Origin of the sequence: Marinobacter bryozoorum, assembly GCF_023156245.1 — a bacterium.
In the GTDB taxonomy this organism is placed as follows: domain Bacteria; phylum Pseudomonadota; class Gammaproteobacteria; order Pseudomonadales; family Oleiphilaceae; genus Marinobacter; species Marinobacter bryozoorum.
Window position 1 is genome coordinate 45,214 of the sequence record NZ_JAKZAH010000006.1, and the last position, 18,861, is coordinate 64,074.

Annotated in this window: 19 protein-coding genes; 5 read left to right on the forward strand and 14 right to left on the reverse strand. The window is 56.6% G+C overall.

From position 1 onward, the window contains the following. Positions 1-5: 5 nt before the first annotated feature. The 4 genes from dnaN (at position 6) to gyrB (ending at position 6,054) form a co-directional block, all read left to right on the forward strand. A complete protein-coding gene (gene dnaN / locus MLC59_RS05200) occupies positions 6-1,109 on the forward strand; it encodes a DNA polymerase III subunit beta (protein ID WP_248231587.1) in 1,104 nt (367 codons plus the stop codon). A 93-nt stretch (positions 1,110-1,202) separates the two neighbouring features. Continuing rightward, positions 1,203-2,486, forward strand: coding sequence for an ABC1 kinase family protein (locus MLC59_RS05205; RefSeq protein ID WP_248231588.1), 1,284 nt, complete (start codon positions 1,203-1,205; stop codon positions 2,484-2,486). Continuing rightward, positions 2,486-3,643, forward strand: coding sequence for a DNA replication/repair protein RecF (gene recF / locus MLC59_RS05210; RefSeq protein WP_248231591.1), 1,158 nt, complete (start codon positions 2,486-2,488; stop codon positions 3,641-3,643). Before MLC59_RS05205 ends, recF begins: the two co-directional genes overlap by 1 nt. Beyond that, positions 3,640-6,054 (forward strand): DNA topoisomerase (ATP-hydrolyzing) subunit B, encoded by a 2,415-nt coding sequence (gene gyrB, locus MLC59_RS05215; RefSeq protein ID WP_248231592.1) that lies wholly within the window; start codon positions 3,640-3,642, stop codon positions 6,052-6,054. Before recF ends, gyrB begins: the two co-directional genes overlap by 4 nt. A gap of 76 nt (positions 6,055-6,130) precedes the next feature. On the opposite strand, the gene MLC59_RS05220 is transcribed toward gyrB, so the two are convergent. From MLC59_RS05220 to MLC59_RS05255, 8 genes are all read right to left on the reverse strand, one after another. After that, the gene (locus tag MLC59_RS05220; RefSeq protein ID WP_248231594.1) at positions 6,131-6,871 is read right to left on the reverse strand and encodes a TetR/AcrR family transcriptional regulator; all 741 of its coding nucleotides are present in this window, start codon (positions 6,869-6,871) and stop codon (positions 6,131-6,133) included. 118 nt (positions 6,872-6,989) lie between these two features. Next, on the reverse strand, positions 6,990-7,694 hold the full coding sequence (locus MLC59_RS05225; protein ID WP_248231596.1) for an ABC transporter ATP-binding protein: 705 nt from the start codon (positions 7,692-7,694) through the stop codon (positions 6,990-6,992). Further along, complete coding sequence (locus tag MLC59_RS05230) at positions 7,691-8,464, reverse strand: ABC transporter ATP-binding protein (protein WP_248231599.1); 774 nt, start codon at positions 8,462-8,464, stop codon at positions 7,691-7,693. Before MLC59_RS05230 ends, MLC59_RS05225 begins: the two co-directional genes overlap by 4 nt. Next, a complete protein-coding gene (locus MLC59_RS05235; RefSeq protein ID WP_248231600.1) occupies positions 8,457-9,404 on the reverse strand; it encodes a branched-chain amino acid ABC transporter permease in 948 nt (315 codons plus the stop codon). The genes MLC59_RS05230 and MLC59_RS05235 overlap by 8 nt, the downstream gene beginning before the upstream one ends. Further along, positions 9,401-10,270 carry a branched-chain amino acid ABC transporter permease gene (locus MLC59_RS05240; RefSeq protein ID WP_248231601.1) on the reverse strand — a complete coding sequence of 290 codons (870 nt, stop codon included), beginning with the start codon at positions 10,268-10,270 and terminating at the stop codon, positions 9,401-9,403. Before MLC59_RS05240 ends, MLC59_RS05235 begins: the two co-directional genes overlap by 4 nt. A gap of 75 nt (positions 10,271-10,345) precedes the next feature. Beyond that, positions 10,346-11,575 carry an ABC transporter substrate-binding protein gene (locus MLC59_RS05245; RefSeq protein WP_248231602.1) on the reverse strand — a complete coding sequence of 410 codons (1,230 nt, stop codon included), beginning with the start codon at positions 11,573-11,575 and terminating at the stop codon, positions 10,346-10,348. Positions 11,576-11,706: 131 nt separating this feature from the next. Next, complete coding sequence (locus MLC59_RS05250; protein ID WP_248231605.1) at positions 11,707-13,320, reverse strand: long-chain-fatty-acid--CoA ligase; 1,614 nt, start codon at positions 13,318-13,320, stop codon at positions 11,707-11,709. Between the two features lie 299 nt (positions 13,321-13,619). Further along, complete coding sequence (locus MLC59_RS05255) at positions 13,620-14,354, reverse strand: VC0807 family protein (protein WP_248231606.1); 735 nt, start codon at positions 14,352-14,354, stop codon at positions 13,620-13,622. A gap of 302 nt (positions 14,355-14,656) precedes the next feature. Between MLC59_RS05255 and MLC59_RS05260 the strand changes: the two genes are divergently transcribed. Further along, positions 14,657-14,980, forward strand: a complete 324-nt coding sequence (locus tag MLC59_RS05260; RefSeq protein ID WP_248231607.1) for a DUF3135 domain-containing protein — start codon at positions 14,657-14,659, stop codon at positions 14,978-14,980. Between the two features lie 261 nt (positions 14,981-15,241). Here the strand turns inward: MLC59_RS05260 and MLC59_RS05265 are convergent, their stop codons facing one another. From MLC59_RS05265 to MLC59_RS05290, 6 genes are all read right to left on the reverse strand, one after another. Continuing rightward, complete coding sequence (locus MLC59_RS05265) at positions 15,242-15,640, reverse strand: HAD family hydrolase (protein ID WP_248231608.1); 399 nt, start codon at positions 15,638-15,640, stop codon at positions 15,242-15,244. Between the two features lie 271 nt (positions 15,641-15,911). Further along, positions 15,912-16,490 carry a hypothetical protein gene (locus MLC59_RS05270; RefSeq protein ID WP_248231611.1) on the reverse strand — a complete coding sequence of 193 codons (579 nt, stop codon included), beginning with the start codon at positions 16,488-16,490 and terminating at the stop codon, positions 15,912-15,914. Then, the gene (locus MLC59_RS05275) at positions 16,487-16,972 is read right to left on the reverse strand and encodes a hypothetical protein (protein WP_248231616.1); all 486 of its coding nucleotides are present in this window, start codon (positions 16,970-16,972) and stop codon (positions 16,487-16,489) included. Before MLC59_RS05275 ends, MLC59_RS05270 begins: the two co-directional genes overlap by 4 nt. A 561-nt stretch (positions 16,973-17,533) precedes the next feature. After that, a complete protein-coding gene (locus tag MLC59_RS05280; protein WP_248231622.1) occupies positions 17,534-17,878 on the reverse strand; it encodes a putative quinol monooxygenase in 345 nt (114 codons plus the stop codon). Positions 17,879-17,988: 110 nt separating this feature from the next. Next, positions 17,989-18,303 (reverse strand): HigA family addiction module antitoxin, encoded by a 315-nt coding sequence (locus MLC59_RS05285; RefSeq protein ID WP_248231627.1) that lies wholly within the window; start codon positions 18,301-18,303, stop codon positions 17,989-17,991. A gap of 30 nt (positions 18,304-18,333) precedes the next feature. Then, positions 18,334-18,822 carry a hypothetical protein gene (locus MLC59_RS05290; protein WP_248231628.1) on the reverse strand — a complete coding sequence of 163 codons (489 nt, stop codon included), beginning with the start codon at positions 18,820-18,822 and terminating at the stop codon, positions 18,334-18,336. Positions 18,823-18,861 lie beyond the last annotated feature (39 nt).

Consider the following 18,861-nt stretch of genomic DNA (forward strand, 5'->3'; position numbering starts at 1 on the left):
GTGACATGAAACTGACCATCAGCCGAGAAGCCCTGCTCACACCACTCCAGTCCATTGCCGGTGTGGTGGAGCGCAAGCAGACCATGCCAGTACTTTCCAACGTTCTGCTGGTAGCCGAGGATAATCACCTGACCCTCACTGGCACCAATATGGAAGTCGAGTTGGTGGCCAGGATAACACCAGTCCATGTCGACCAGCCCGGAGCCATTACCGTTCCGGCCCGTAAATTATCGGATATTTGCCGTGCCCTCGGGGATGAGGCACCCATCGAACTCGCCCTTGAGGGTGACCGGATGCATCTGCGCTGTGGTGCCAGTCACTTTACCCTTTCGACCCTGCCAGCCCAGCATTTCCCGAATGTGGAAGACGAAGAAGCCAGTGTGCGTCTGGACGTTCCCCAGAAAGAGCTTGGACGTATGTTGGAGGCGACAGCGTTCGCCATGGCCCAGCAGGATGTTCGCTATTACCTCAACGGCCTTTTACTGGAAGTCTCTCCGGAGTTCCTTCGCACGGTCGCTACCGATGGGCACCGCCTGGCAATGGCCCATTTCGACATGGCTACCGGAGTGGAGGAAGATCGCCAGGTCATCGTGCCTCGCAAGGGCGTCCTTGAGCTGGCGCGGTTGCTGGATGACGTCGAAACACCTGCCACCCTGGTGATCGGAGATAATCACCTTCGGGTAACAGTAGGAAGCTATACATTCACATCCAAGCTCATTGAGGGCAAGTTCCCGGACTATAATCGTGTCATTCCCCGTGGCGGGGACAAGATCGTGCTGGCTGACCGGGCTACTCTCAAGAATACCCTGCAACGGGCGGGTATCCTGTCTCACGAGAATATCCGGGGTGTTCGCCTGCATCTTTCGCCAGGCAAGCTGGAAGTGTTTGCCAACAATCCGGACCAGGAACAGGCGGAGGATGCGCTCTCTGTCGAGTACCAGGGGGAAGCCCTCCAGATCGGCTTTAATGTGGGCTATCTGGTAGACGTTATGAACGCACTGGATGATGATCAGGTGCGGCTCACACTGTCGAACCCGAACAGCAGTGCGTTGGTCGAATCAGACAATGACCGTCGTAGTCTCTACGTCGTCATGCCGATGCGGCTATAGCGGCAGCCTGGCTGGCCCGTGGGGGCTGTCGACCGGAGACCAGTCCGATGGCGCCCCGGTTGTTGGTCGAACTACATATACGGAGTGAAGCTGATGGCCAGGTTGACGGTTACACAGGGTGTCAAGGGCGCGCTGCGCATTGGTCAGACCATGGCAGTGCTGGGCCGGACGGGGCTGGGGTGGCTGAGAGGTCACCGGCCCCCTGCTCCATGCCTGTTGAGGGAGACCTTTGAATCCCTGGGAGCTACCTACATCAAGTTGGGGCAATTTATCGCCAGTTCCCCCACCTTTTTTCCGAAGGAATACGTGGATGAATTTCAGGGCTGTCTTGACCGGACCCCCAGTATTCCCTTCAGTGATGTACGAACCATTCTGAGGGAGGAACTCGGGCGTCCACTGGAAGAGGTTTATCGGGAAATTGAGCCGGTCGCGCTGGCCTCTGCTTCGATTGCCCAGGTCCACGCCGCTACCCTGGTGACTGGAGAGGAAGTGGTTATCAAGGTACAGAAACCGGGCGTCGAAACGGTGCTGCTCACGGATCTGAATTTTCTGTACGTTTCTTCCCGTGTTGTCGAAATCCTAGCGCCTCGTCTGTCGTGGACCTCGTTGTCAGGTATCGTTGAAGAAATCCAGCAGACCATGCTGGAAGAGTGCGATTTCATACAGGAAGCCAGAAACCTCGACAGCTTCCGCCATTTCTTACACACCACCCATAATGAAGACGTGGTCGTGCCGAAGGTTTACCACCAATGCAGCACCCGTCGGGTACTGACCATGGAGCGTTTCCACGGCGTCCCGCTGACCGATCTGGAAACCATCCGCCGGGTCACCAGTGATCCGGAGCGTACCCTGATTACAGCCATGAATACCTGGTTTGCGAGCCTGACTCAGTGTGAGTTTTTCCATGCAGATGTTCATGCCGGCAACCTGATGGTGCTGGATGATGGGCGTATCGGGTTTATTGATTTCGGAATTGTCGGTCGTATCCGCCCCCAGACGTGGCAGGCGGTGTCCGACTTTATTGCGTCCGTTATGGCCGGTAATTTTGATGGCATGGCCGATGCGATGGTTCGTATTGGGATTACCCGGGAGTCGGTCGACGTCAGTGCCTTGTCCGGGGATCTCAGGCAGCTATATCGTAATATGGACCGGATGGTGCCGGACGAGTCTGCTGCCGGCTGGCATGCAAACGAAGCTGATGATGAGGTCAATAATATCCTGATGGAGGTGGTTCGGATCGGTGAAGACCATGGCCTGCATTTCCCACGTGAGTTTGCCCTGCTGCTGAAACAGTTTCTTTATTTCGATCGTTATGTGCATATCCTGGCACCGGAGATGGACGTCTTTATGGATGATCGACTGACCATGTTGCACTGATGGCCCTGCTGTCCCTCCAGACTGAACATTTCCGCAACCTTGCCCCTGGCAGCCTGTCTTTTTCCCCCTGGGTTAACTTGATCTATGGAGCGAACGGTAGCGGCAAGACCTCGCTGCTCGAAGCCATCGGCTATCTTGGTCTGGGTCGGTCTTTCCGGCAGAACCGCCACCAGGTGGTTTGTACGGAAGGGCATCAGGGATTTGTTGTGTTTGGTGAGGTTCTGCCGGACACACCGGATGCCAGGAACCTGTCTGGCGGAACCCGTGCTCCCCGCTGCCGGCTCGGATTTTCCCGCGATATACAGGAAAGGGAAACCCGGTTAAGGGTCGATGGCGAGAACGTCTATAGTCTTTCGGTGCTTGCCTCACTATTTCCCGTTTCCGTGATCGACCCGGGCGTTTTCGATGTCGTGGCGGGTGGGCCCGGAAAACGTCGTCAGTTTCTGGATTGGCTCGTGTTCCACGTGGAACCTTTTTTTGGGGGTGTGTGGCAACAATGCCAGCGGACGATATCCCAGCGGAATCAAATCCTCAGAAGTGGTAGAATAGACGACCAACAATTGCAGGTCTGGGACCGGCAGTTTATAGAGGTCGCTGAAAAGGTTGATGAGCATCGGCGGGCTGTATTTGCAGAGTTTGAAGCAGTCTTCCGCTCGGTGCTTTCAGATGTCCATAGTGAATGGGCGACAGCACTTAAGGTCGATTACTTTCCCGGTTGGGACAGGAAAAAGGGTCTCGCGAACACACTCAGGGAACACCGGGAGCAGGAGCGCAAGGTCGGGCACACGTTGTACGGCCCGAATCGCGCTGATCTCAGACTTCGCTACCATGGTCGTTCTGTGGCAGAGCTTTTCTCCCGGGGGCAACAGAAGACCCTGGTTATTCTGATGAAGCTTGCTCAAGGGAAAGTTCTTGCCTCCCACGGTAAGCAAGTGACCTTTCTGCTTGACGACATTAATGCGGAACTTGACCTGGACAATCGCCGATTGCTGGCCGAAAGGCTTAACCGTCTGGGTAGCCAGATCTTTATGACAGCGATCGAGAGACCGGATCCGTCCCTGTTATGGGAGATCCCGCCGCCGGAGTACAAAGTGTTCCACGTGGAACATGGGCGGCTAACGGAAGAACAAACCAGCGCTTCAGGAGCGTCCGAATGAGTGAACAGAGCTACAATTCCTCCAGTATCAAGGTTCTCAAAGGCCTGGATGCCGTGCGTAAACGCCCTGGTATGTACATCGGCGACACGGACGATGGTACCGGCCTCCACCATATGGTGTTTGAACTGGTGGACAACTCCATCGACGAAGCGCTGGCAGGGCACTGCTCTGAGATCGGCGTGGTGATCCACGCTGATGAATCGGTCACCGTACGGGACAACGGTCGCGGGATTCCCGTGGATCTTCATGAAGAAGAGGGTGTGTCCGCCGCGGAAGTGATCATGACCGTGCTCCACGCTGGTGGTAAGTTCGACGACAACTCCTATAAGGTCTCCGGTGGCCTGCACGGTGTCGGTGTATCGGTCGTTAATGCCTTGTCATCGACGCTGAAGCTGACCATCCGTCGTGACCACCAGGTCCATGAGCAAACCTATACCCACGGGGTGCCTAACGGGCCCCTATCCGTAGTGGGTGATACGGATCGAAGCGGCACGGAAGTGCACTTTATTCCCTCTCCTGACACTTTCACCAGCATTGAATTCCATTACGACATCCTGGCAAAACGCCTCCGGGAGCTCGCGTTCCTGAACTCGGGTGTCCGTATCCGACTGCAGGACGAGCGCAGCGGGAAAGAAGATGTTTTCGAATATGAAGGCGGCCTCCGCGCGTTTGTAGAGCACCTTAACCAGAACAAGACGCCGTTGAACCGGGTATTTCATTTCGACCAGGAACGGGAAGACGGCATCGCGGTGGAAGTGGCGATGCAATGGAATGACTCCTTCCAGGAAAATATCTATTCTTTCACCAACAACATTCCCCAGCGTGATGGTGGTACCCACCTTGCCGGGTTCCGCGCCGCTTTGACGCGCTCGCTGAACAACTATATTGAGCATGAGGGACTGGGCAAGAAAGCCAAGGTCACCACCTCCGGCGACGATGCCCGGGAAGGTCTTACTGCCATTGTCAGCGTGAAGGTGCCGGACCCGAAGTTCTCCTCTCAGACAAAAGACAAGCTGGTTTCTTCGGAGGTGAAGACAGCGGTAGAGCAGGAGTTATATCAGAGCTTCTCCGATTATCTCCAGGAGCAGCCCAATGAAGCCAAGGCCATCGTCAACAAGATGATCGAGGCGGCAAGGGCGCGGGAAGCTGCCCGTAAAGCCCGGGACATGACTCGTCGTAAGGGTGCACTGGACATTGCCGGCCTGCCCGGAAAACTGGCTGACTGTCAGGAAAAAGACCCGGCACTTTCCGAACTGTTCATTGTGGAGGGTGATTCAGCCGGTGGCTCCGCCAAGCAGGGGCGCGAGCGACGTACCCAGGCTATCCTGCCGCTCAAGGGTAAGATTCTGAACGTGGAGAAAGCCCGGTTTGACAAGATGCTTTCCTCCGCAGAAGTCGGCACCCTGATCACTGCCCTGGGCTGTGGTATCGGTCGGGAAGAGTTTAACCCCGACAAACTCCGTTACCACTCCATCATTATTATGACGGATGCGGACGTGGATGGCTCTCACATCCGAACGCTGCTGCTGACCTTCCTGTTCCGCCAGATGCGCGAAATTATTGAACGGGGCCATGTGTTTATCGCTATGCCGCCCCTGTACAAGGTCAAGCGCGGGAAGCAAGAGCAATATCTTAAAGACGAAAAGGCCAAGGAAGCTTACCTGACCCAGACTGCCCTGGAGAACGCCCAGCTGTTCGTGAACGCCGAGGCGCCGGCGATCAAGGATTCCGCCCTTAAAACCATGGTGAAGGATTACCAGGCGGTGATGGCCATGATAGATCGCCTGGCCCGTGCCTATCCGGAGATGGTGCTGCGGCAGATGATCTACAACAGCACCCTGACACCTGAAGACCTGGCGTCCGAGGAAGCGGTAACGCGGTGGGTTGGACGCCTGGGTGAAGGCCTGGACCTGGATACCCGTACCGGCACCAAGTACACCTTCTCCGTGGAGCGGGACAGCGAGCGCAACCTGTTCCTGCCGAAGGTCACCATCTATGTTCACGGCATTCCTTACACCCATGTGTTCAGCCACGACTTCTTCGAGTCGTCCTCCTACCGGGCCATCGCCCGCCTGGGTGAGACCCTGGACGGGTTGATCGAAGACGGTGCCTATGTACAGCGGGGTGAGCGCAAGCAGATGGTTCTGAGTTTCGAGGGCGCCCTGGAATGGCTCATGAAGGAAGCCCAGCGTGGACTCAATATCCAGCGTTACAAGGGGCTGGGCGAGATGAACCCGGAACAGCTCTGGGAGACCACCATGGACCCCGAAACCCGCCGGATGATGAAGGTGACCATCGAGGACGCCATCGCAGCGGACCAGATCTTCACTACCCTGATGGGCGACGATGTGGAACCGCGCAGGGACTTCATCCAGACAAATGCACTGGCGGTCACCAATCTCGATGTGTAGATAGACGCGTCACAAAAAAGCCCCGGCAGGTAGGACCTTGCCGGGGCTTTTTTATGTAGGAATCTCGCGGGACTGTTCAGGTCGCTGAACTGGTTGCCCGCCGGGATGAGGCCAGCTGGCTGGACGAACTGGTTGGTAGCAGATACGACTGCAACAGCTCGCGGATCTGGTTGGCATAGTCCTCCACGGACACACCCTGTTCACGGTACTTGCGACGCTTGAGGTACCAGTCCTGCATCATCGCCTTGATCAGCGAGGACAACAGCCGGGCATTGATTTCCCGGAACACGCCCTGCTCTATGCCTTCAGAAATGATGTTGCAGAAGATGGTCTCGATTTCCCTTTCCGTCGCTATGGCGTTCTGCTTTTCAACCGGCGGCAGGCTCTTCGCTTCCATATAGGAAAAGTAGAACCACGGACGGATCAGTTCGCTCAGGAACACATGGGCGCGGATGGCCTGGGAAAGTTTTTCCACCGGATCGGGAATGTCGGCAATGTACTGGAGCACGGTCCGCCGGGTCAGCTTGAAGCCGTGGCTCTGGATCAGGTGTATCAGGTCGTCCTTGTTGCGAATGTACGCGTAGAGGCCCCCCATGCTCAGACCAGAGTCGGAGCACAGGTCGCGGAGTGTCATCGCGTGGAAACCCTTGGAATTGGCCAGGCGCAGGGTCGAATCGATTATGCGGGCCAGGTTCCTTGTGGCGGTGGTCTCCTTCTTGATACGGATCTTGTCCGTATTCTCCTGGTACAGCTCCCTGCAAATCTCTTCTTTGGAGAGACTCAGTTCTGCCTTGAAAGTGTCGAAATCCTGAATCATGGTGTGCTCGCCTGCTTGCGAAGTGCGCAGTATACGATAGGCACCCGGTCCCTGCCGAGTCGACCTTCGCAGAATGTGTAGTGCGTCCCTGACCCTACGGTGCCAGGGACGGCCGGTTTCAGGCTACCGAGAGGTAACGCTCCTGGGTTTCCGTGTCGTTCCTTAATTCGTCACTGGACGCCTCGTGCACCACCTTGCCCCGTTCCAGGATGAACGCGCGCTGGGCGTGCTTGAGGGCGAAGTGGACACTCTGGTCGGTGAACACGATGGTGGTGCTCTTGCTCAGATCGTCAATCAGTCGACCGATCTGCTGAACAATCACCGGCGCCAGCCCTTCGTTGGGCTCGTCGAGCAGCAACACCCGTGGCTGGATCATCAGCGACCGTGCCACCGTCAGCATCTGTTGCTGGCCCCCGGACAGTGTATCGCCGTCCTGGTTAACCAGCTCGGCCAGCATCGGATACTCATCCAGAACCCGCTCAACGGTCCACGCAGGCGTTTCCCCGGAGCGACGGTATTCGGCCACTTCCAGGTTCTCGCGAACCGTAAGGCCCGGGAAGATGCGGCGGTCCTCCGGTACGTAGCCGATACCCAGCCGGGCAATCCTGTGAGCCGGCTTGCCGGAAATGGTCTGGCCATCAAACACGATGGTGCCCCGGCGAGGCGGTGTCAGTCCGATAATGCTCTTGAGGGTTGTACTCTTGCCCGCGCCGTTGCGACCCAGCAGGCACACGGTCTCGCCCTCGTTCACGGAAAAGCTCAACCCCTGCAACGCCAGGCTTTCGCCGTAATAGGTATGGATGTCGTTCACTTCGAGGATCATGCGCTGGCCTCCTCTTCCTCTTCTTCACCCAGGTAGGCGCGTCGTACCTCCGGATGGGCTTTCACCTCATCCGGGGTGCCCACGAACAGGTTCTCGCCCCGGTGCATGACCAGGATGCGGTCTGCCAGGCCGAAGACCACGTCCATGTCATGCTCGGTAATCAGGAAGGTGTAGTCCCCGGTATCGGCGAGCTGACGGATAAGCGATGTGGTCCGCTTGGTCTCGTCCGGCGTCATACCGGCGGTGGGCTCATCCAGCAGCACCAGGTGCGGGCGGGTGGCCAGTACCACGGCAATCTCCAGCAGACGTTTGTCACCATAGCTGATCACCTCGGCCCGGCGGTCTGCCAGTTCAAGGATCTGCAGCTTGCCCAGCAGCTCCCTTGCCTCGTCCTGGACGGCCCGGTTACGACTGGCGAAGTTGAACAGCTTGCGGCTGTGGCCATGGAACGCCGTCACCGCGACCTCTACGTTCTCCTGCACCGTCATTTCGGGAAAGATGTTGTTGATCTGGAACGAACGGGAAACGCCCATCCTGCTGATCTTGTGGGGCGGCAGACCGGTGATGTCCTGGCCTTCCAGCTCGATCTTGCCCTCGGTCGGGTTCATGCGGCCCGAGACCATGTTGTAGAAGGTGGTTTTACCAGCGCCATTGGGGCCGATAATAGCGATAGTCTCACGGGGCTGCACTTCCAGATTGATGCCGGAAACCGCGGTATTGCCCCCGAAGCGCTTGGTCAGGTTGCTGATTTTCAGAATCGGGTCAGTCATTTTTATTCATCCACCAGTCCAGGAAGGTTCCGAGAACGCCCTTGCGGAAGAACATCACCATCAGCGCCAGCACGATGCCCAGGAACAGCATCCAGGACTCGGTGAAGCTGGTGATCCAGGTTTCCAGCAGTACGAACATGGCGGCGCCCACAAAGGGACCCAGGAAATAGCCGGTACCGCCCAGGATGGACATGAGCACCGGCTCTGCGGACATGGACCAGTGCATCAGCTCCGGACTCGCAACCCGCAGGAACGGTGCAATCAGTGCACCGGCCAGACCGGCGAAGATGCCGCCGATGGTGAACGAGGCCAGGCGATAGGTACGGATGTTCAGGCCACAGAAGGAAACCCGCTCCGGGTTTTGCCGGATGGCCTTGAGGATCATGCCAAAGGAGCTGCGGCTGATAATGTACAGGATGACCGCTGCGATACCGACCACAACCAATGTGACGTGGTAATAGACCGTCGGGTTACCGATGGTCAAATCGAGCCCGAGTCCGAACTCCTTGATGCGGAAGCCGGCTATACCGTCACTACCGTTGGTGACATCCCGCCAGGAGTGGGCGATGGTAAACACCATCATGCCAAAGGCCAGGGTCAGCATGGCGAAGTACACCTCGCTGAGCCGCACACAAAGAAAGCCGATAACCAGGGCCAGGAGTCCCGACAGGGCCATGGCAGCAAACAGGGTGTAGACGAACGGCCAGTCCTGGTGCAGTAACAGCATGGCGGTGGTGTAGGCCCCCATGCCGAAGTAGGCGGCGTGGCCGAAACTCAGCATCCCCGTATAACCGAAGATGAGGTTGAAGCTCACCGCAAACAGACCGAGGATCAGGATCTCGGTAAAGATAAAGATATAGAAGAACGGAGCGTACCAGGGCAGCGCGATCAGCAGCGCTATGGCCACCAGCATTACCCCGATCAGTATGTTCTGCTTCATGCGTTGGCTCCTTTACCCATCAGACCGGTGGGTTTGAACAGCAGCACCAGGGCCATGCCCAGGAACGGCAGCAGCAGGTTGAATTCGGGGAAATAGCGGCCACCAAAGCCATAGATGGCGCCGAGGATCAGTGCCCCAAGCAAGGCACCGGGGAAGCTGCCCAGACCACCAATAACGACCACGATGAAAGACTCGATGATGATCTTGTCACCCATACCGGGGTCAATGGTGCGCATGGGCGCGGCAATTACACCGCCGACACCGGCCAGCCAGGCGCCGAAGGCGAAGACCCCGGTAACCACCATTCGGGTATTGATGCACAGGGCTTCGGCCATGTCCCGGTCAAGGGCCGCAGCGCGCATGATCTTGCCGACACGGGTGCGGTTAAACAGGTACCAGAGGCCGGCCAGGATCACCAGGCCCGAGAAGATCACGAACAGGCTGTAGACCGGATAGGAACCACCCAGAAGCCTCACGGTGCCCTGCAACGCGTCGGGTGGATAGACGGCCTGGATATTGGAACCAAAGATACTGCGGATGCTTTCCGCAATGATGAGCAATATGGCAAAGGTCAGCAGAAGGCTGTCGGCTACGTCCCTGTGGTAAATAAATCTCAGCATTAGCCGGTCAATAACGACGGCAATCGCCGCTACACCCAGTGGCGCAATAATCAGTGCCACCCAGAATGAGAGTCCCGCCAGGGACATCAGGGTGTAAGCCAGGTAGGCACCGAGCATATACAGGGCGCCGTGGGCGAAATTGATGATGTTCAGTACACCAAAGACGATATTCAGACCTACTGCAATGACAAACAGCAGGAGGCCCATCTCAAGGCTGTTGAGTAACGCGGGACCCAGGCCAGACATAGACACCTCGTCAGGAGAAATGGAAGACTGGAGGGCCGGGCAAGCCGGCCCTCCTCCGGTTGCGTGATGCTGTATTTACAGGGAGCAGCCGGTCTCTTCAGGTGTCCGCGAGATCTCTTCGCCGTCAAAGACCTGGATATCGGTCAGCGTCCGGATACCGTGTTCCGGATGCATCGGGCCGGTTTTACCCCAAGTGGGAGAAACCATGGCCTGGTTGTCGGCCTTGCGGAAGGTCACCGTGCCGTTGGTGGCTTCCATGGTCATACCGGACAACGCCTTGGCAACCGCCGGGCCGTCTGTGGTACCAGCAGCTTCCATGGCCTGCTTATAGGCATAGATCGCGGAGTAGGCACCCTGGGCGTTATAGCTCGGAGCATGGTCATAGCGATCCATGTAGGCTTTCACGAAGTTCTGGTTGAGCTCATTGTCATAGGCGTCGTACCAGTAGCGGGTGGACAGCCAGACGCCTTCGGGCATGCGGTCACCCAGGGCATCCAGCACCTCGGTGGCGGCGCCGACCGTGAACATCAGCTCATAGCCCTGATCGAAGAAGCCGAGGTTGGTGGCCTGGCGTACGAAGTTGACCAGGTCGCCGCCCCAAACCGAGATGATCACACCGTCCGGATCCGCATCCATGACGCCGTTGATGAACGGAGTGAAGTCCTCGGCACCGAACCGCGGGAAGGCAGTATCTTCCATCAGCTCCACATCCGGGTTCAGCTCTTTAAGGTAGTTACCGAAGTATTCCCAGGTCTGGTGACCGAACGCATAGTCCGGGCCGATAGTTGTCCAGCGCTTGGCGTCGGTTTTTGCGGCAATGCGCGCAGCGGCCTTCTGGTTCTGGGGCACGTTGACACTGATGCGGTAGGTAAACTCGTTACAGAGGTTGCCGGTGACGTCCGGCGTCGCTGCGTGCGTAATGATGAACGGTTTCTGCAACTCAGGAACTGTGGGCACCATACCCTGGGCTACGCCGGAGCTGTCCAGGCCCAGCATCGCGTCCACGTTATCCTGGTAGGCCAGTTTTCGGGCTGCCTGGATAGCGGTGGCGGCCTTACCCTGGCTGTCCTCAAAGGTGACTTCCACCTGACGGCCCAGGATGCCTCCGCCCTGGTTGATCTCGTCCACTGCCAGGTTAATACCTTCCTGGGCAAACTCACCGTAGGTGGCAGCACTACCGGAGAGGATATAGATGCCACCGAAGTGGATCGGATGATCGTCAGCCATGACACCCCCTGCCCCGATACTGAGGGTGGCGGCAGTCATGGCGGATACCATGAGGTTCTTTGGATTGAATGTCTTCATTGGGGATTGCTCCTCGTTGTTGTCTTTGTTGTCACTGGAAGCGACTTTCCGGATACCTTCCCTTGAATATTCAGGGTCTCCCTGCAATCGGTTTTCGTTTTTGTGGATGAATGTGGGGCACTGGCCCCGCCTCAGTCTCCCAGCTGCTCACGCAGCAGGTTCTTGCGAATCTTGCCGGTAGCCGTCTTGGGGAGCTCGCCGATTACCACCCGTTTGGGTACCTTGAAACGGGCAAGCTTCTCGCGACAGTGGGCAATCAGCGCGTCCTCGGTCAGGCTGCCATCATCGTTGACCGGCGATACGAAGGCGCAGGGGACTTCGCCCCATTTCTCATCCGCCATGGCCACCACGGCGGCTTCGGACACCTCCGGGTGCAGATAGAGCGCTTCTTCCACTTCCAGGCTGGAAATGTTCTCACCGCCGGAAATAATGATGTCCTTGGCCCGGTCACGGATTTCGATGTAGTTGTCCGGGTGCACCACCGCCAGGTCGCCGGAGTTGAACCAGCCCCGGTGGAAGGCTTTTTCAGTGGCATCCGGGTTCTTCAGGTAGCCCTTCATCACGGTGTTGCCGCGGATACAGATTTCACCCAGGGTCGCGCCGTCGTGGGGCACCGGCTCGCCAGTGGCCCGGTCCAGCACGGTGATTTCATCCACAGAGAGTGTTTGCACACCCTGACGGGACATCTTCACCGCCTTCTGTTCCAGGGGCAGGTCTGCCCACTCCGGCTGGGGCACGCAAAGGCTGGCAGGGCCGTAGGATTCCGTCAGCCCATAGAGATGGGTGATCACGAAACCGATTTCCTCAGCCTTGCGGATCACGGCGCTGGGAGGAGCGGCGCCGCCGAGGGCGAACTGGGCCGGGGATGACAGCCGCTTGCCCTGACGGCCAAGTTCCGTCAGCACCATGTTGAGAACGATCGGAGCACCGCACATATGGGTAACGCCATAGCGCTCAATACGCTGGTAGATATCGTCCGCGTCCACCTTGCGCAGGCAGACATGGGTTCCGCCGACGGCTGTGATTGCCCAGGTATAACCCCAGCCGTTGCAGTGGAACATGGGCAGGGTCCACAGATAGACGGTCTGGTCGTTCATGTTGAAGGCCATGGCATCGCTCATGGCGGCCAGGTAGGCGCCCCGGTGATGGTAGACCACCCCTTTGGGATTACCCGTCGTACCGGAGGTGTAGTTAAGGCTGATGGCATCCCATTCGTCCCTGGGGCCTGCCCATTCGGCATCCGGGTCGCCAGCGGCCAGCAGGGCCTCGTAGCTTTGCCCGGCAAGGCCACTGGTAGGGCCGGCGTCCCGCTCAATGGCGATCAGTAACGGCTGGTGATCCACCGATGCCAGTGTTTCCTGTACTACCGGCTCAAATTCGGTGTCGTACATCAGCACCCGGGCTTCGCCGTGGTTCAGGATAAAACCCAGGGTGGCGGCATCGAGGCGGATATTGAGGGTGTTGAGAACGGCGCCGCCCATGGGCACACCGTAATGGGCTTCCAGCATCTCGTGGCTGTTGGGGCACAGCATAGCCACCGTGTCGTCGTGGCCAATACCGGCGTTCGCCAGGGCGCTGGCCAGACGGGTGCTGCGTTCCAGCAGCTGTCGGTAGCTGAGGGTCATGTCATCATCGATGACGGCCGTCTTTTCAGGGTAGACAGTGGCCGAGCGCCTGAGAAAACTCACCGGGCTCAGGGTCGCGTAATTGGCCACGGTTTTGCCCAGTTCGTTGTATTTGTTCATGGGTGCAACCGTTTTGTGTCTGTACTGTTACGCTACTTGAAAGGTAGCGGATGACCATGGGTTATGTGGTCATGGGTACGATTTTTTGTTTTTGCTTCTGTCTAAAATTAGAGCGAGCGTTCGAAATACGCAATCAGAATGCCGATTGAATTTTTCTATAGGTAATATGAGTAGACCAATTCGCTTTAGATGAAAGCTGACAGGAAGGTATTTATCAGGTCAGTAAGTGCTCACAATCCTACTTTGGTATGAGCCGTGACGCACCCACAACCGGTAGGTGCGTTCCAGGTTAACGGTCATTAATTGCCTTTGTTGCACTGCCCGCTGGCAGCCGGAGAAATGACCTCTTCCAGGGTGTGCCCTGTAAGCCGGCGAATGCTACGCCAGAGGTAGAAGAAGATGGCGATCATCATCACCATGGAGGGAATGGCGATCATCGGATAGCTCACCAGGGTCATGCGCCCGAGCTCCTCGTTGAACGCCTGGGTGCCGGACGGGCTGGTAACAATCCACCGTGCCAGGATGTAGTTCATGATCGCGGAGAACAGGAAGGTTCCGGCAAAGAAGTAGCTGGCTTTCATCAGCCGGTTCTCGAATTCGGCTTCGCAGCCCCTTTCCTGCAGGGACTTCTGGATCTTGTCCACATCCAGCACATTGGGGTTATACAGGAGGGTGCGCACGAGGGGGTATTTTGTCCGCGTGGAAATCAGTACCGCCAGGCCGATGACCAGTGGCACCGCCGCCTCCTTGACTGCCAGCCATTGGGCATCGATTTCCATCAGCCCGATACCGCCGGTAAGCCCGACACTGATCACGCCAAGCACCGCAATGAAGTTCTTTTTCCGATATCGGATCAGCTCGAACAGCCCCCATCCCAGCGGAAAGGCCAGGCCGATAAGCAGTGCCCAGGTGTTACCCAGATACTCGTCGCCGCTGAGTTTCATGAGGATCACCGACGGTATGATGATGCTGACCAGAAGGTCCACCCAGGGGCGGGGCTTGTGGTCGGGGATCTGGTTAGGCTGGTCGGTCATTTTTGGGTCCCTGTGATGACGGTGTTTCTGGGCAGTCATGATGATAACACGGGGGGATGCTGGTCGTTACGGGGCAGCTGGCGGTGAACCGTGCATCGGTGGTCTTGCGGCTGAAGGGTGGTGGGCAAGGCTTCCGAAACAGTCAGAAAAACAAAGTTTTTCGTTTCGGAAGCCTTGCCCACCACCCTTCGGTCTGACCTTTTTGGTTACACTTTCGCAATTCAGGTGGATTTGCGGGCTGGACGGTCTAGCTTTGTTATTGGTTGTGGTTTGTTTCTTTGGACCAGGGAAGGAGGACAACCATGGATATGCCCACCTTTGAAGAGCTTCGGATGCTCGCCGAGCGTGACCCAGTGGGTTTCGAAACCCTGCGTGGCGAACTGATCGAGGACTGTATCAGTCAGAGCTCACCCTCTAACCAGCGCCGGCTGCGCGGGATTCAGTTTGTAATTGATGCCAGGCGGCGGGTCGCCGGCAGTCCCATGAAAGCACTGCTCGATATCCAGGGCATGATGTATGACTCGTTCCTGGAGTTACGTCTGGCCCTTAAGGGACAGTGGCGCCCTGCTGACCTGTCTGCGGAAGGACGAGCGCAAGTTTTGCCTCTTCGTCGGCCACCCCGATGAGCGTCTGTTTGTGAGCGGTATAGCCTGCGCCGATCGTGCCGTACGCCTCTGGGGTGGCTTTTTCTGCGGGACGGTAGCTTGCGGGAGGAAAGGGTTCCGCGGTGGACTTCCGGAATGAAAAACTTCGCTTTCTTACTTTTCCGGCAGCCCCGCCCGGAACCTTTCGTTATGACTTCAACATGGTTGACTGTGGTCAGGGCAGCAACTCGCTGAGCGAGCCTATGATTGTTACTCCATCCGGAGCTGTTGAAGCACTGGCTGTTAACCAAACGGTTTGATACCTGCAGCTAATGCTGGTGCGATATCTTTATCAAAGTTGTCTCCCACCATTGCGGTGTCCTGTGGCGTAAGGCCCAGCCGGTGAAGTATTTCGATGAGGAACTCAGGAGAGCCCTTGGGCTGACCGATGTTCGACTGGCAAAAGTAACCCGAGATGTATCGATCGAGTCCGACTCGCCGAAACGCCTTTTCTATGTCCCCCACAGTCGAATCAGCAGCGCCGGTGGCTACGTAAATACTGGCGTTCCTGGAAAGGTAGGCCAGAACTTGTTCTGCGCCCTCTACGGCTTGCACCTTAGTCCAGTCACACATTTTCCCGCATGAATGTGGAAAATCGACCATCAGGGTGTTACCCCAGTCAAAGAGATAACCTTTGGTCAAACCTGGCTTCTCCGGGGGCGGGCTTTTGAGGGCATTGTAGGGGTATTCTCCTGAATTGGGCGGATGTCCGAGGAGGAAAGGGCTCCGGGTACGCGTGCCGGAACGAAAAACTTACGTTTTCCTGACTGTTCCGGTACGCGTACCCGGAGCCCTTTCTATCAGACTTACTGGATAGTGCTTAGTCCAGTGCCAAGGATCCGTTCCAGTTGCGGTTTGGCAGTCAGACACCGGATGGTCACTGGACGTTTACAAGGAGAGATCCCCCAACCGCTCAATAGCTGGAAAAGAATATGTCGTTAATAATCTGATCACGGTCGCTCTGACGCAACAAAGGAGCGAAAAGCTCTCGGGAAGCACCCGCCGGAAGACTGCCAAGGAACTCATCCGCCGCCTTTTCAAACCTGTTAGAACCCGCCAGCTTCAGCGTCAGGACATAGTTAACGTCTGTCGCTGGTTTATCCAGTTGCAATTCGTAACGGCGTGCTGCCTCACGATAGCAGTCATCGCGTCCCCCATATTCACGTTTGCTCGCCTCCCCGGCCATACATTGGAAAAAATAGTCTTGCGGACTCCCGGTTAAATCTGCAACCGAGCGTGCCTCCTCTGCAGCTTCGTCCAGCTTACCAAGCCTTACGAGAACTCGGACCCGCTGTTTCTTCGCGGGTACGTACTCTTCGTCCAGATCTATTGCTTCGTTCAGGAGACTCAATGAACGACGAAGTTCGGCATTGTCAGAGTCAGGCGAGGTTAACGTTACCGCTTCTTCGGTCAGACGTTCTGCTGACTCATCCGACGAAGTGGAACAACCCGCCAATAAGGACACAATCATGAGTATCAGCAGCTGTTTCATTGCTTAACTCCGGTTATCCGGATGGATTCCCGTGCTATCGAGGACGAGTTGTAGCCGACACCGCTTCCGAAAGTATAAAACCCTTCAATAGCAAGAGAATATGCGTCAGACGTGGACATCGGGGGAAGCGAAATATTTGCAGAGCCAATCGCCACGTACTCATCATCCGGCCACACCTCATTCGAGCCGACTGCCAATCGTTTATGGGCAATCGACTTGCCGGCCCGAAGCAGACTGGCAGAGGCAAAAAACTCAATTGAATCCTTGTACTCTGGCAACGTCATGGCGGCGGTATGTCCCATCGCACTAACAAACAACTCGTTTCCACGGATGTTGACTGCACCTCTCAGGTAGAAGCTGCCTAGCGCACCAATACCTTCCTGCTGAAGATAAGAGAACTTCCGTACGAAAAACTCCCGCTTCTCGGGTACAAACGTGTGAAACCTTTCGCGGTCTATTGATGTAGCGATCCATCGTGTCATGTGAAAATCCTTTTTCTACTGAGATAGTTACGTTCAGAGCGTCAAATGCCAGAAGCGAATCCTACGAGAACAAGCCGAGCAAGGAAAGGAACGACCTCACGCCATGTAGTCCGGCTTTTCCAGCATGCACCGGGGCGGGTCTGATGGCCAATCTGGACTTCCTTTTGGAAGTGACTGTTCTTGCTTCTCTGCGTTATCCCAGTCAAAGAGATTAACTTTGGTCAAGCCTGGCTTCTCCGGGGGCGGGCTTTTGGGGGCATTGTAGGGGTATTTCTCCTGAATTGGGCGGATGTCCGAGGTGGAAAGGCCTCCGGGTACGCGTGCCGGAACGAAAAACTTACGTTTTCCTGACTGTTCCGGCACGCGTATCCGAAGCCCTTTCTGTTTACTTCAGTGGATGACGCTATTGATGTCTGCGGCCCCTGCAGCTGTCTGTCTGTCCGGGTTCCCGGACGTATCGGGGTGCGTGCCCCGGTAGCCTCAACGATTCCTTGGGTAATGTGCTGGTACCGTCTTTTAGTGACGATAGGCCTGCCGATTCCGTACAAGCGCCTGACTTTCTCAGCCAATCTCCTGGATATCATAGTGCCTTTCAGCATTTGCTGTGACCCGGCCCCACTTGGACCTGGATACGCGCTGCTGATGAGCCTGGAAGGTTTTGCGGTCGGCGAATATCTCGTATACCTGGAACCGTTTCGGGTTATTCAGGTCCTGCTTGACCATGAAATCCTGACAACCTGGTTCCTGTCTAGTCAGCGTTATGTGATTCGGCAATTCCTCCAAGACGTTGTTGAGATCACCTTCGGGGACAACGATATATCCCTGTAGAGTTATTGGTGGCATGAGGACATTCCTGTCAGGAACCGATGTATCCAGCTGAAGATCGCCCCTTGCGAGATCTGTCACGCAAACGCTTATATCTCGCCTGCCATAGGGCTTCGGATGGTAGCTGGCTCCCGGGGACCAGCTTGGCCTATTGCCTCTGGCTGGCTAACGGGTGTCCCGGTTTCCAGAGGTTATGCTCTGTGATCGATTTCAGACGCAGCATTCCACGGACGAATATTCTTCAACTGGTCCTCCAGGGCATCTTCCGCAATCTCAGTGTCGTAGGCTGCTTGAGCTCGCAACCAGTAGCCATTGGACAATCCAAAGAAGCGACAGAGTCGCAGGTCCGTGTCCGCGGTTATCGAACGTTTTCCCGCAATAATCTGGCCTATCCTTTGAGCAGGCACCTTAATCTCTTTAGCCAGGCGGTATTGAGAAATACCCATAGGCTCAAGGAACTCTTCTTTCAGTAACTCCCCTGGCGTTACCGCTTCAATGTTGCGCATGAGTTACCTTCTAATGGTAATTAACTTTTATCAGTCTAGCTCCCTCAAGATGCGCCTATCATCGAACGGCTCATCGAAGTACCCCGTTGCCATCAGATCTGTCTTTACGCTCTCTGGCAGCTCGATGTACTTCCGCTCAAGTTCCCAACTGCCCGGCCCGAAGATCAGCGGGCGGGTATTCTCAATAATCGCCCTCGCCTTATCGGAAAGATCCACTCCCTCCAGGCGACCGATGGTGTAGGCCAGCTCGGTCAGTTCAGGTTTTTCACAGGCTCTTTGAGCCATTGCACTGGACGTTATGAGAAAGCCACGGGCCATGTCCGGCTCCAGGCTGGCCAGCTTGTCCATCACTTCAGATGGAGGAAGGTCGCGAGAGCTCGCTTTCTCCTCGCACCGTTCGATCGCGGAACCATAGTCGGCGATTTTTTCGGCCAGATATCGATGCTCAATGTCTCTCTCGCCAGCCTGCGAGAAGGCGGAAGCCAGAAACATAATGGATACTGTCATCAAAATTTTCATTACCGACCTCTGCAGCCATTGTCTACAGCTTCCCAGAAC